The organism is Chryseobacterium sp. FW101-FHT12H09, assembly GCF_058790395.1.
Genome location: NZ_JBYTCP010000003.1, coordinates 475,718 through 489,505, shown reverse-complemented (window position 1 = coordinate 489,505; position 13,788 = coordinate 475,718). Strand labels below are relative to the sequence as shown.

General features: G+C 32.6%; 14 protein-coding genes. 7 read left to right on the top strand and 7 right to left on the bottom strand.

From position 1 onward, the window contains the following. The first annotated feature begins 13 nt into the window (after nucleotides 1-13). From AC3WRL_RS12940 to gcvP, 4 genes are all read left to right on the top strand, one after another. On the top strand, nucleotides 14-355 hold the full coding sequence (locus AC3WRL_RS12940) for a hypothetical protein (protein ID WP_214831469.1): 342 nt from the start codon (nucleotides 14-16) through the stop codon (nucleotides 353-355). 91 nt (nucleotides 356-446) lie between these two features. Then, on the top strand, nucleotides 447-704 hold the full coding sequence (locus AC3WRL_RS12935; protein ID WP_214831468.1) for a hypothetical protein: 258 nt from the start codon (nucleotides 447-449) through the stop codon (nucleotides 702-704). 330 nt (nucleotides 705-1,034) lie between these two features. Next, nucleotides 1,035-1,682, top strand: coding sequence for a J domain-containing protein (locus tag AC3WRL_RS12930; RefSeq protein ID WP_214831467.1), 648 nt, complete (start codon nucleotides 1,035-1,037; stop codon nucleotides 1,680-1,682). A gap of 470 nt (nucleotides 1,683-2,152) precedes the next feature. Continuing rightward, a complete protein-coding gene (gcvP, locus tag AC3WRL_RS12925) occupies nucleotides 2,153-5,011 on the top strand; it encodes an aminomethyl-transferring glycine dehydrogenase (protein ID WP_492330452.1) in 2,859 nt (952 codons plus the stop codon). A gap of 503 nt (nucleotides 5,012-5,514) precedes the next feature. On the opposite strand, the gene AC3WRL_RS12920 is transcribed toward gcvP, so the two are convergent. Then, nucleotides 5,515-6,237, bottom strand: a complete 723-nt coding sequence (locus AC3WRL_RS12920; RefSeq protein ID WP_214831465.1) for an AAA family ATPase — start codon at nucleotides 6,235-6,237, stop codon at nucleotides 5,515-5,517. An 84-nt stretch (nucleotides 6,238-6,321) separates the two neighbouring features. Further along, the gene (locus AC3WRL_RS12915) at nucleotides 6,322-6,822 is read right to left on the bottom strand and encodes a MepB family protein (protein WP_492330451.1); all 501 of its coding nucleotides are present in this window, start codon (nucleotides 6,820-6,822) and stop codon (nucleotides 6,322-6,324) included. A gap of 665 nt (nucleotides 6,823-7,487) precedes the next feature. On the opposite strand from AC3WRL_RS12915, the gene AC3WRL_RS12910 reads away from it, so the two are divergent. After that, entirely contained in the window at nucleotides 7,488-7,823 is a 336-nt protein-coding gene (locus AC3WRL_RS12910) for a DMT family transporter (protein ID WP_214831463.1), read from the top strand. 157 nt (nucleotides 7,824-7,980) lie between these two features. Here AC3WRL_RS12910 and AC3WRL_RS12905 read toward each other — a convergent pair whose 3' ends face one another. The 4 genes from AC3WRL_RS12905 to AC3WRL_RS12890 form a co-directional block, all read right to left on the bottom strand. Continuing rightward, nucleotides 7,981-8,583 (bottom strand): DapH/DapD/GlmU-related protein, encoded by a 603-nt coding sequence (locus AC3WRL_RS12905; protein WP_214831462.1) that lies wholly within the window; start codon nucleotides 8,581-8,583, stop codon nucleotides 7,981-7,983. A gap of 121 nt (nucleotides 8,584-8,704) precedes the next feature. Then, nucleotides 8,705-9,379: a glycosyltransferase family 32 protein gene (locus AC3WRL_RS12900; RefSeq protein WP_261512572.1), complete on the bottom strand. Its 675-nt coding sequence runs from the start codon at nucleotides 9,377-9,379 to the stop codon at nucleotides 8,705-8,707. Nucleotides 9,380-9,529: 150 nt separating this feature from the next. Then, a complete protein-coding gene (locus AC3WRL_RS12895) occupies nucleotides 9,530-10,507 on the bottom strand; it encodes a DUF6268 family outer membrane beta-barrel protein (protein ID WP_492330450.1) in 978 nt (325 codons plus the stop codon). 3 nt (nucleotides 10,508-10,510) lie between these two features. Then, nucleotides 10,511-10,882 carry a hypothetical protein gene (locus AC3WRL_RS12890; RefSeq protein WP_492330449.1) on the bottom strand — a complete coding sequence of 124 codons (372 nt, stop codon included), beginning with the start codon at nucleotides 10,880-10,882 and terminating at the stop codon, nucleotides 10,511-10,513. 240 nt (nucleotides 10,883-11,122) lie between these two features. On the opposite strand from AC3WRL_RS12890, the gene AC3WRL_RS12885 reads away from it, so the two are divergent. Both AC3WRL_RS12885 and AC3WRL_RS12880 read left to right on the top strand, forming a co-directional pair. Then, nucleotides 11,123-12,199, top strand: a complete 1,077-nt coding sequence (locus tag AC3WRL_RS12885) for a sensor histidine kinase (protein ID WP_492330448.1) — start codon at nucleotides 11,123-11,125, stop codon at nucleotides 12,197-12,199. Further along, nucleotides 12,196-12,921 (top strand): LytR/AlgR family response regulator transcription factor, encoded by a 726-nt coding sequence (locus tag AC3WRL_RS12880; RefSeq protein WP_492330447.1) that lies wholly within the window; start codon nucleotides 12,196-12,198, stop codon nucleotides 12,919-12,921. The genes AC3WRL_RS12885 and AC3WRL_RS12880 overlap by 4 nt, the downstream gene beginning before the upstream one ends. 102 nt (nucleotides 12,922-13,023) lie before the next feature. Here the strand turns inward: AC3WRL_RS12880 and AC3WRL_RS12875 are convergent, their stop codons facing one another. Beyond that, nucleotides 13,024-13,758: a DNA-formamidopyrimidine glycosylase family protein gene (locus AC3WRL_RS12875; protein WP_492330446.1), complete on the bottom strand. Its 735-nt coding sequence runs from the start codon at nucleotides 13,756-13,758 to the stop codon at nucleotides 13,024-13,026. Between the last annotated feature and the right edge of the window lie 30 nt (nucleotides 13,759-13,788).

Below are 13,788 nucleotides of genomic sequence, written 5' to 3'. Positions count from 1 at the left end.
GAAAGAAGATATTATGAATCATAAACACAAAAAAGGTTGGATTTTTTTAATTCTATGTCCACCATTGATTTTATTAGCCGTTACATGGATTGTCATGTCGCTATGGAATTGCCTTCTTCCTGAAATTTTAGGCGTAAAATCAATTACCTATTGGCAGGCAATGGGAGTATTGATCTTAAGCAAAATTCTTTTCGGAGGTTTCCACTTTGGAAAAGGAATGAGAGATTTTAAGGAAAGAAAGATGAGGGAAAGAATGCAACACTTATCTCCCGAAGAAAGAGAAAAGTTCAAAGAGGTGTGGAGAAGTAAATGCGAAAGCGGATTCTTCAACAGACACAACAGAAATAACGAATAATTTGAAGTTTTTAAAGAAGTAGTAAAGTAAAATTAGAATTCATTCGTCTATATAAAAAACAAGAAGTAGTAAAATTTAAAATTTTGAAAAAATGAAAAATTCAGTATTAAAAGGTGCACTAGGAGCACTAGCCGTTGTAGGCGTAGCATTAGCTGTTAAAAAAATGGCAGAAAGAAAAAGATTTATCAGAGGTATTTTTGATGAATATGGAATTAAAGAAAGATCACCTTTTGGTCTTGCAGATAAAATCAGAGAAATGAATGAAGAACAATATGAAGAATTGAAAGGTAAATTCAAAAAAGAATTCAAATCAAGATGTCATAGAAGAAGTGAGGCTGCAGAAGCTTAATCACTATAACTAAATTGAAATTGTTTAATTACGGCGCGGGAAGCATAGCTTCCCGCGCCGTAATTTTTTATGTAGATGATCTGAGAATATTTGAAGCTGGTAGACTGAAATGCTTCTCTCTCTTGCAAATTAAAATCATAAAAGAAGATCCTATAGATCGTATTTTATTCTCAATCAGCCGTCAAAGAAGCGAAATCTGCGAGACCTAAAAAAGAATTATGAGGGGTTTCGGTTATATATGAGAGATGATCACTCAATTTGCAATGACAAAAATCGTATATTCTTTAAGTGCATTTAGAGAAATAAATTCTTATTTTTGTATCATTCTACATGAAAGATTACTATTATTTTCTCGGTATTTCTCAGGATGCTTCAGAAGAAGACATCAAAAAAGCCTATAGAAAATTGTCTTTAAAGTATCACCCTGATAAAAATGAGAACGACGATTTTTTTGCAGATCGTTTTCGTGAAATTCAGGAAGCTTATGAAACATTAAGTGATTCAGCCAGGAGAGGAACTTATGATCAGAATTTAGAAAATCATCAAAAAAGTTTCAGATATAATATTCCACCGGCTATCAAAACTTTTACATCGAATAAGATTCATGCGAAAAAAGGGGAAGAGATCATTATAAACTGGCAGACAGCCAATGCTGATGTTGTAAAAGTGCTTCCTTTTGGATTAGAGAAAGCTTATGGTGAGAGGGTTTTTAAAATCACAGAATTTAAAGACGGTAAATTTCAGCTTTTGCTTCATGCAACGAATTCATTATTACATAAAACGGTTGTTCAGGGAATAACAATTACAGAAGTATTTGAAAATAATACGGAGAAGTTCAGAAGTGGAGCGGAAGACTTATTTAAAGCCCAACCACGAACAGTAACAAATCCAAAAGGGCAGCCAAAAATCATACAAATTTTAGCGGCAATAATACTTTTGGCAGTTGCTCTTTATTTCTTAATAAAAAGTTTCAACTAGATTAAGCCATTTTTTTCCTTCCCGGACATTTTTTACATCTTTTTCCTTTCTTAAATTTCTTGCAGCAAGATTTTTTTTCGCAATACATATCTTCATTATTGAAGGCATAAACAGGAGTTAGAGGCGGTACTTTAAAAGGGGTAATCATATTCATGCTGCAAATATATTAATTTAGAATAAATATAATTAATAAAATTTCATAAAAATATCACCCCTGAAAATCAGCATGTTGTTCTTATTGTTTAACCATGGGATTTATACCTTTTTCATAAAGTGTGTTGAAGCTTTAAAATAAATATGACAAATTAAAATTTTCAACTATTATCATTTTCTGAATTGATTTTATTAAACACTCGTTTATTAATCAATAGTAATTATCAATATCCATCACTTATTTTTGACTGTTGTGAAATCCCCTAAAAAAATGTAATTTTACCCATCTTTTTTACAAACAAAATCTAATAAAAAAAATGAATACAGAACAGTTTGTGAGCCGTCACATTTCTATTAATGAAGCCGATAAACAGGCGATGTTAGAAAGAGTCGGCGTTTCAAGTATCGAAGAGTTAATTTCTCAAACCATTCCTTCTTCTATCCGTTTAGAAAAAGACCTTGATATCTCAGAACCGCTTTCAGAATATAAGATGCTCATTCATTCAAAAGAATTGGCTTCTAAAAATACTGATTATACAAGCTATATTGGTTTTGGATACCATAATACGCTTTTACCATCGGCGATTCAGAGAAATATTTTTGAAAATCCAAGTTGGTACACTGCTTATACACCTTACCAGGCAGAGATTGCTCAAGGGAGATTGGAAGCATTATTGAACTATCAGACTGTAGTATGTGATCTTACAGGATTTGCATTAGCCAACGCTTCGTTATTGGATGAATCTACGGCAGCAGCAGAAGCAATGCATATGTTCTTCAATAACAGAACGAAAGATCAGAAAAAAGTAAATGCAAATAAATTTTTCGTATCTGATCTTGTTTTACCTCAGACTGTTTCGGTACTAAAGACAAAGGCGGAAGGTTTAGAAATAGAAATCGTAGAAGGAGATCATAAAACCCATCAGTTTGATGAATCTTACTATGGAGTTTTATTACAATACCCTGGAAAGAATGGAATTGTTCTTGACTATACTGAAGATATCGTAGAATATAAAAAATTCGATCTTCAGGTTGCTTTAGCTTGTGATCCTATGGCTTTAGTAAAATTAAAATCTCCTGCTTCAATGGGAGCAGATTGTGCGGTTGGAACTTCACAGAGATTTGGTATTCCGTTGGGTTATGGAGGACCTCATGCAGCTTTCTTCTCTTGCAAAGAGGATTATAAGAGAGATATTCCAGGAAGAATCATTGGAGTTTCTCAGGATATGTACGGAAGACGTGCATTAAGAATGGCTTTACAAACAAGAGAGCAGCATATTAAGAGAGAAAGAGCAACTTCAAATATTTGTACAGCTCAGGTACTTTTAGCAGTAATGGCTGGAATGTATGCCGTTTATCATGGTCCAAAAGGATTGAATTATATTGCCGATCAGATTCACTTTAAAGCAAATGCTTTGAAAGGTGGTCTTAAAGCTTTAGGATATCAGACTGTTGAAGAACCGATCTTTGATACTGTAAAGATTGCGATGAGCGAAGATGAAAAAGGAAGATTATCAAGAATGATGCTTGATCATAAACTTAATCTGAACTATTTTACAGAAGGGGTTGTAAGTATCGCGATCAATGAAAGTACAACATTAGAAAAGTTGAATATACTAATGGCTTCTTTCGCTCAGTTTAAAGATAAGCAGACTTTTAAATTAGAAATAAAAGAAGGCTACAGTATTCCTGAAGAGAATTTAAGAAAAGATGAAATTCTTACGGAAGAAGTATTCAATAAATACCATACGGAAACAGAATTGATGCGTTACATCAAACGTCTGGAAAGAAAAGATTTATCATTAACACATTCAATGATCTCTTTGGGTTCTTGTACAATGAAACTGAATGCTGCCACTCAAATGTTGCCACTTTCTTGGGATAATTGGGGAAGTGTTCACCCATTTGTACCGGTTGACCAAGCTGGGGGATATCAGGAAATGATCCGTGAGCTGGAAAAAGATTTAGCTGAGATTACTGGTTTTGCCGGAACTTCTCTTCAGCCAAACTCTGGTGCTCAAGGGGAATATGCAGGTTTAATGGTAATCAGAGAATATCATATTTCAAGAGGTGAAGGTCATAGAAATGTAGTGCTGATTCCTCAATCTGCACATGGAACAAATCCTGCTTCTGCAGCAATGGCTGGAATGAAGATCGTTGTTGTTAAAAACCTTGAAAGCGGGGAGATTGATTTCGAAGATCTAAAGGCTAAAACTGAAGCTAATTCAGCGAATTTATCCGCAGTGATGATTACCTATCCTTCTACTTACGGATTCTTTGATGCTAATATTAAAGAAATTACCAAACTGATCCACGAACATGGTGGACAGGTATATATGGATGGTGCCAACATGAATGCTCAGGTAGGATATACAAGTCCTGGAAACATTGGAGCTGACGTTTGTCACTTAAATCTTCATAAAACTTTTGCAATTCCTCACGGAGGTGGAGGACCTGGAGTTGGACCAATATGTGTTGCTAAACATTTAGTGCCTTTCTTGCCTACTAATGCTAACATTAAAATAGGATCTAAAGAAGCTATTGATGGAATTTCTGCAGCTCCTTACGGTTCAGGACTGATCTTGAATATTTCTTATGCATACATTAAAATGCTTGGAACTTCAGGATTGAAAAAAGCGACAGAACATGCGATCTTAAATGCTAACTATTTAAAAGAAATTTTAGCGGAACACTTCCCGATTTTATATTCAAACGAAAACGGAAAAGTAGCTCACGAATGTATCGTAGATTTCCGTCAGTTCAAATCATTAGGAATTGAAGTGGCTGATGTGGCGAAGAGATTAATGGACTACGGTTTCCATGCCCCTACTGTTTCTTTCCCTGTTGCAGGAACATTGATGATTGAGCCTACAGAGTCTGAAAGCAAATCAGAGATCGATCGTTTTGCGGAAGCGTTAATTGCGATCAAAAAAGAAATTGATGAGATTGCTAACGGCGAAGTAGATCAGGCAAATAATGTACTGAAAAATGCTCCACACACAGAGCAGTTGGTCATCTCAGATTCCTGGGATAAGCCATACAGCAGAGAAAAAGCAGCTTATCCATTGGATTGGGTAAGAGATCACAAATTCTTTGCTTCTGTTTCCAGAGTAGACGAAGCTTACGGAGATAGAAACTTAGTATGTACATGTGAGCCTATTGAAGCTTATATGTAATAGATTATTTCTAGATAAACATAAATAACCCACTCAAAATCTGAGTGGGTTATTATTTTTAATAATCTTACGTTTTATTCTACGGTCTTCTTTTCGACATGTATTTTGACGTATATGCTATGAGAAGTATTACTGCCACTACAACAAACGTAATGATAGATGTAGTTTTAATTGCAGATTGACTTTCATTAACTTGTAAATTACTATTGCTTTTTTCGCAAGAATACAAGAATAGTGTTGCCATAAATAGGCAAATAGGGAGTAGTTTTTTTATCATATTTACATATGTTTGGTTATTAGTGAATTATCAGCAATAAATATGCCGAATACGAGTGAATTATTTTAGAGTTATATGCCTCGAATAGCACATCGTTTTAAACTATAGCTGTACAGCTATTTTTTGAAATTAAAAAATTAATACCTCTCAAATTTTTGAGAGGTATTAATTTTTATTTTGTCATCTTGGTCACTTAAAAAAGCTGTGTAAACCATTGAAGGTTATCTTATATTTTTGCGGATTGAGTTTCAGTTTCCAGCTTTTTAATTAAATTCCCTTTAACAACGGTAAACGTATGATCTTTAGCCTCAGCAAAAGAAATATTGTATTGTCGATCAATATGCTTTAAATCCTCTGGAAATTTAGATAATAGATTGTCATAAAAATGATCCAGGAATTCTTTTGAAGGCATTTTATAATTAATTTTTAATTGAAAACGTCTTAATAGAGCAGTGTCAATAATTTCCGGATGATTGGTGGCGCAAAGCAATAGAGCATTCTCGGGATAATAATCGATCAGCTGGATCAAAGTATTAACGAGCCTCCTCATTTCGCCAACATCTTTATCATCACTACCTCTTGCCTTACCTATCTGATCCAATTCATCCAGAAAGAGAACGGATCTTTCCCGGCTTGCTTTATCAAAGATCATTTTGATATTCTGAGAAGTTTCTCCGATACGGGATGAAACAATATTGCTGAGGTTTAAGATAATGATGCTTTTACCGAGAGCATTGGCAATAGCTTTTGCAGTCATTGTTTTTCCACATCCTGAACTTCCCTGCAGAAAAACTTTATTGTTAACAGGAAGCCCATATTCCTGAAGCTCCTTGAGATATGTATGTTCTTTGATCAGTTGTACAAGTTGTTCTTTATTGGTTTCTTCCAGAAATACATCATTAAGGGTAACTTCTTCTTTGTCTTGGATGATAAGATTGTACAGGTTCATGCTTTTTAAATGATTTTAAGATGTTTCTTATAGAACATGTTAGAATATACAAAGATAAAAATTTAGAGTATTTTGAGGTGCTTGCTATAGGTTTAGGTTTAAAATCTCTTCAAATTTTTCCAGATATGTACTTTTTGAAAAATCTATAAAGAAACTTTCTTGCCACTTCTTTGTTTTTTCAGCCTGTTTATTTTGTGGAATATCCCAGTCAGGATAAACTCTGAATCCTCGTTTTCCTTCTTTTGAAGGCGTGGTTAAAATAGATTGTTGAGAAAGTACAGTGTTCGGGAAAAAGAAAAAACCGGACTTGTTGTCAAGTTCAGCGTAAATGATATAAAAATCGGATTGGTCAGAAATGGTAAAAGGTTCTGTTTGTTGTGTGTCTGGATTTCTTTTCCATAACGTAACAAATTGTCCGATTTTCTTCGGAGTTATTTTAGCTTTTCTGAATTTGATATGGTATTGATTCAGCCGGAAGTTATACCCCAAGTATTCTTCGCATTCTAAATCGGGATGTAAATTGGAAATTGTCTGATTCAGCTTTGTAAAAACTGATTTTTGAATATGAGTAAGTTGGTGGATCATTTAATTTATGTTTTGGGCCCTTTTACTCCAGTGGAGTAAAAGAGCGGCGATCTGATTTTTCAGATTGCAAACATAAACAATACAAACTAATATAAATAGTCGAAGCTGAATGCAGCTAAGCGTTTTTAATTAATTTCTTTCTCTTCTAACTGTTGTAAAATAAGAAGCGAATACTACTATACATGTTGCGATAAAAGCGTAAGTTACCATTTTTGTTTTTTTTAAATTTTAATTATACTTTCTTTACTAATTTTCTAATTGCAATATTACAACTCTCAAACGACATGCCAAATAGAATAAGTGTGATGTTTATCAGGTATTTAGGTGCTTTATGTGTGTGCTTTTCGTGATTAATTGTTTACATTAATTTAATGTATTATTGAAAAAATATGTGTATTATTATTATCTTATTCGTAAAAATTATTAATTTGATAAAAGATTTCCGTTCTGTATTTACAGATTGATAAATGGAATGCTATGCATATTATTATAAAATGCATTATCATATAAAACACTTAAAAGTGAAAAATGGGAGATTAAATATTAAGAAAAATTTATTTTTAAAGCGCTTATAAATAATTCATTACGGATATTTAATAATAGACAGAATTTGAGCAAAAAAATAACAGTCACTTTTACTACTTTTGTAAATAAAGATTTTTTCTATGGGCCGCAGTTATATCTATCTTATTTTGGCAATTGTTTTTGAAATCATTGCTACAACATTTCTGAAGAAATCTGAAGAGTTTTCAAAGCTTATACCATCTCTTGTAACCATTGCCGGATATTCTGCTGCTTTTTATTTCCTAAGCCTTACACTTCGTCATATTCCTATTGGAGTTACTTATGCGATATGGTCAGGTGTCGGCATTATATGTATAACAATTATAGGAGTAGTAGCTTTTAAACAGGTTCCAGATCTACCTGCGATCATAGGTATTGCATTAATTGTGATTGGCGTGATCATTATCAACCTTTTTTCAAAAATGGGAACCCATTAATGAGAGACCCTGAAATATCTTAACGTTAAAAATAAGTGAGTTATGAAAATCATAGATTTTCATCCTTTGCGAACTTTTGTCAGATTTTTTTTAAATTGAGAAGAAAAGCTTTTGCAACTTTTTGGGTTTAAATTTTTATATGGTAGCGTATATCTATCTATTTAATCTGTTCAATAAGTTCCAATCTTTTAACGATACTTTCTTTTGGTAATAAAGTTCCGGGAGACAGAACAGCATTAGCACCAATCCTGGAATCATCACCAACTAAAGATCCAAATTTCTCTGTATTTGTTTTTATAATTTCATTATTCAATAGAACAGATATCTCTTTATCTTTTCTCTCATTGTAATGATTAGCACAAATAGATCCTGCTTCAAAATTGATTCTGTTTCCGATAATGCTATTTCCTATATAATTAAAATGAGCCACAGCAGTCTCATTAAAAATTATACTTTGCTTGATCTCACTTCCGGGACCAATTTTAACATCTTTTCCTATATAAATAGGGCCTCGTAAATAAGCGTTGGCACCAATAAAAGAATTTTCGCCAATAATGATTCTACCTTTGAAAATAACATTCTGCTCTACGGTTGCCGTTTTATGAACGGCAACATCACCGGAAATTTCATACTCATCATTTAAATTATCAAACTTCTCTTTCAGAAGATCATCAAGGTTACTGATGATTTCCCAGGGAAGAGTGTAAATATTAGAATTGAAATCAAAAAAATTATCAATGAAATCGTTGATATTAATCATGAGCAGAGATGTTGTTTAAAAGTGAATACCCGAAAACAAATTTAAACATTAATCTGATCTTAATTTGATATATTCTAAGATGAATATTTTATGATTATAAGGATACTTTATATAAAGAACTCTATAGTGTTATTCGATTTTGTGTAATAATATCCTGGGATATTTGTTTCTGTTTCCAATGTTCAGCCCTTTTTTCGTATAAAAAGAACTTCCCTAATTTATATTTGAATTGTAGATACCCACGAAATTCAACCCCTTTAAATAAACTGTATGGTATATTTGAGTTCTCTTCTAAACTTTGATTGATTGCATTACTAAATACTGATGGGCCCGTAGTAGCATGGATATTATTAGGATACCGATGCGTCTTTATATTGTCAAGCATCAGATCTAATGTCTTTTTCAAAAAAGGATGATTTTTATTGAAAATAAGTGCCCATTGCACATATAATCCTTCATGCCTTTCCTTGCTGATTACAGCTTCATCATCATCATTTATCAGATTTTTGAACGGTCTTGTAACCGCACTGTCTACATCTAAATAGATTCCGCCTTTCTTATATAAGATAGCATATCTGAAAAAATCGGCCTTTGCAGCACCAATAGTTAGCTTGTTGTAATTTTCGATGTACTCAGGTGGAAATTCATTTGTTATGAAATTTTCGATATCAGCATCATCGTAAAAGTGGTATTGATATTCTGGGTTTTTTCTTTTCATCCTCCAGATATACCATTGGGTTAGCCAGGGAAGTTTTTTAGACTTAAAAGTCTGGAATATTTGTTTTGGAATGGACATATTTTAATTAATTAACAGGTTTAGATAATACACAATAGTAGAACCAGCCACTATAATTTTAGTGGCGAATTAATGTGAAAACTAAATGCTGTGTTGGAGGTTTGATAGTGATTTAACCTTGAGGTTAAATATGAAACCGGAAAATTTTAATTATTTCGCCTTCGGTCTTGCAAAGGGATTATAAGAAATACCCAGATTGAAATATAAAGAAGGCTTTGCCGTGGTTTCTAACGTATAATCTTTGAAAGATTCTTCTTTATCAAATAGCCTAGCCCTTGGCATTACTCTAACTCCGGTTTTTAGCGTGGCGATAAGGTTTGAACCGAGATTATGTTCATAAATTGCTCCAGAGTTAATTTCAAGTTGCCTGAATTCGTATCTTTTATCTGATCGATAAATATAAAGAGATGTATTATCCATTTCAGTTCCAAAAGAAATTCTACCATTTGAAAACATATCTTTCCTTATCAATATCTTTTTAGGAAGAACAACATCTGCGACCCAACCGTTGTTAAACCTATGTTCATAAGTGAAAATAGGAAGTGCCGGAACCTGTGTGCTTGGATCCAGAAATAAAGCAACTCCCAATGTCATTTTAGTTTTGGCATTAGCTTTTAATATTAAAGAACCCGTCAGCATTCCACGAACTCTTTCAAAGTGTTGTTCACTTCCATCCACTGAGGCTGTTGCAGAATAGATGGCCATTTTATTGAATAATTTAGAAATATGGGTAATACTCAAAGCTTCAGAATGATAATGGAAATCTCCTTTATTGTTTTCTTCAGGTAAAAAGAAGGCGTTGTTCTCAGCATTAATAGAGGTATAACGATAATTTAATGCTGCATTCAAAATCCATTTTTCATGTTTAAAAAAATAAATATTTGCATTGGCTTTCAGTTGTTGAAAGTTTTTGATTTTATTATCCGGTTGATTGGCTCCATATAAGGAAGAAGAATATTTATAAGGAGTGAGTTGAGTATACTCAAGATTGAAATCCCTCGTTTGCGGAAATTTATCAGTTACAAAAGCAATGACTTTTTGCGGTATGCTATCTTTTTTTTGGGCAGAAATAATACTCTTAAAAGGGAGGATAGCGAATGGCAAGAGGACTTTTCGGAAGTTTCTCATAAATTATTTTAATTTGTTAATTATTGATTGGAAGAAATTGAACAGAAATATTCTGTCATAAAATGTTTCAAGACTATTTTCTATGATAAAGTCAATATGTCGATTAGAATGATTATGTATATCTTCTTCTACGAATACAAACCACATTTCCTGTAATTGATGTAGTCTCTTAAATGCTTCACAATCAGATATGTCAATTAGACTGGAATGCTTATGGTCGTAAAATAAAATTCCCTTCCTAATGCCATTCTCTTCAATAATATTGATAGGATTGTGAACAGCTTTGTGGATTTTTATTCCAGGATCATAACATTCAATAAAATGATGAAGGTCAATTAGCTGAATTACTTTTTCTTCTTGTTGAGAATCGGTCATAAAAAAACATTCCAATGTTATTTGTTCTGTTAGTTCTTGGAAAACGGTAATATCCATAAATGGTAAATTAAACAGGGCAAAGAAAAATAGAATAGGGAGGGATTAGAATTTTTTTATACCAAATCCTTTAGATATTATACCAAATCCTGATTGGTAAATTGGTATAATAAACTTCGGATTTGGTATAATTTTCGGCTTTTTGTTTTTAATAATACTAATTTTGTTGCTCGTTGTAATGATATGAAATACAGTTCACGGGAGTTGAAAAATATTTTAGTTATCGATTTTCTTGTAGAAGACCGATATCGGTTTTTAAGGCATTTAGTGTTTTTGATAATCTTTTTTGCATTGTTATATAGTGCAAGTTTCTGGCGTTGGTTTGCTGAAGATTATCAATATTATATTTTATGTTATGTATACGTTTGCTTAGTAAGTATGGTGTATATTAATATTTATATTCTGGTGCCATTATTTTTCTTTAAAACGTATTATATTTCGTATTTAATTCTGTTGATATTACTCGGAGTTATTGGGCTGAATCTTATTGCATATAGTTTTAATCATTTCTTTTTGGATTACAGGCTTACTGAAATACCTAAAAATAGTAACAAAGGTGGCCTTTATGAAGGAGTGATGACATGTGTTCCTATTATATTGGCTACAACTACAGTGAAATTACTCCAGAAATGGACACGGGATAATAAAAGAATTATAGAGTTGAGTAATCTTACATTGAAAATGGAATTAAATGAGCTCCGGAACCAGATGAACCCTCATTTTTTGTTCAATATGCTGAATAATGTAAAAGCATTAATAAGAACTGATCCTGAAAAGGCATCTACGATGATCGTGAAGTTATCAGAGTTCTTAAGATATCAGCTGTATGAGAATGGTGAGGAAAAAACATTGCTGGTTTCTGAGATTGAGTTTTTATCAAACTTTCTCAATCTGGAAAATATAAGAAGGGAAAATTTTTCGTTCGATATCCATAGTGATACAGACAAAAGACTCTTGAATAGCACATTTATTCCACCTAATCTGTTTACCTCTTTTGTGGAAAACGCCGTAAAGCATAGTGTAGATATTAGCGGTGAGAAGTCGTGGGTTAGAATAGTTGTGGAAATAGAAAATCAAAAGCTTCATTTTATATGCCGCAATTCTCAAAATCCGGATTTTCCTATTTCTAATGTTAGTAATAGTGGATTAGGGCTTGCCAATATTAAAAGAAGATTGGAGCTTTTGTATGGTGATACACATTATTTGAATATAACCTCCGAAGAAAAAGAATTTACCATTGATTTAACCATTCCCTTATGAATTGTATTATCATAGATGACGAGCCTTTGGCAAGAGCAGAAATGCATTCTTTAATTAATGAAGTTTCTAAAATTGAGATTCTTGGTGAATTTTCTAATGCACATTCCGCTTTGGATTTTCTTAAGAATAACTTAGTTGATTTGATATTTCTGGATATAGAAATGCCTTTGATGACTGGATTGGAATTTGTAGAAATGCTTCCAAAGCGTACTTTAATCATCTTTACAACCGCTTATTCACAATATGCTTTGAAAAGTTATGAACTGGAAGCGGTGGATTATTTATTGAAACCTATTGATAAGCAAAGGTTAAAAAAAGCAATAGATAAAGCCATTCTGTATACTGAACTTTTATCTGCAGACACCATAAAAAGTACCGTGGAGTCTAATACATCCGATTTTTTATTTATTAAAGCGGAACGAAGATTTTATAAAATCAATTTTGTAGATATTAAGTATATTGAAGGTTTAAAGGACTATGTTGTTATTCATACTCAAAATCAGAAACTGATTACAGCAATGAACCTGAAAACGATTCATCAGAAAATTACCTCGGATTCTTTTATAAGGGTTAGTAAATCATATGTAATTAACATTGATTATATTGACTCTTTTGATAATCACAATATTTATATCAATGATTCAGAAATTCCCATAGGAGAGGTATATAAATTAGATTTTTTCACAAAATATACAGGTGGTTTTTTAAATTCTGACGTTTAGATTTAGAAACAATTTCAGGCTTTAGCTGTATTTTTGTCCAATAAACCTTATAACTTGTTATTAGTTTTTTTGTTATTGTTTTAATGATATATATTATAGAAACTAATAAAATTTTTGATCCTTTTCACAATAAAAACTCCGCCTTTTCCCAATGCCGGTTTGCTTTTTAATGAGTTTCTGACCACATTTGGGGCAAGTACTTTTGGTATGAACAAGCCAGTGTTTTTTCAAAACAAATTCTCTCTTCCATTTTAAAAAGTCGAAGCTATAATTTCTGGCCTCTTTAATAAGTTCCTTTAATTTTTTAGGGGGAAGATTTCCAATCTTACTCTCAGGCTGTACTCCGATTCTGAATAGGACTTCATTTTTGATGATGTTTCCCACACCGGAAAAAATATCCTGATTCATTAAAGCATCACAAACCATCATTTCTGGTTTTGCTTTTAGTTTCTTTTCAGCTTTCTTAGGATTCCAATCCTCACTCATGATATCAGCTTCCCAATCGATGGTTGTTAAGAACTCAGCTTCGACGAGCTTTACAGAACATGTATAAAAATACATACATCCGGATTTGAACTTTAATGATAATCGTAGGCTCTTGTCAGGCTTTGTCTGTTCATTAATGCTATAAGAACCAAACATCAGTAAATGAATTCGGACACTCACAGCATCAAAAACGAGGTAGGTTTGTTTTCCAAAAGTTCTGATCTCAAGAAGGGTTTTCCCTACTAATGCTTCCTTTTCAAATTTAGCATTTCCTGAAGCTTCAGTCACTTTCCTACCTACAAATTCCTGCAGACTTTCTTTCATTAATAATATAGACGGTCCTTCTGGCATAGCTTTAATTTTCTATAAAAATTCAAATAG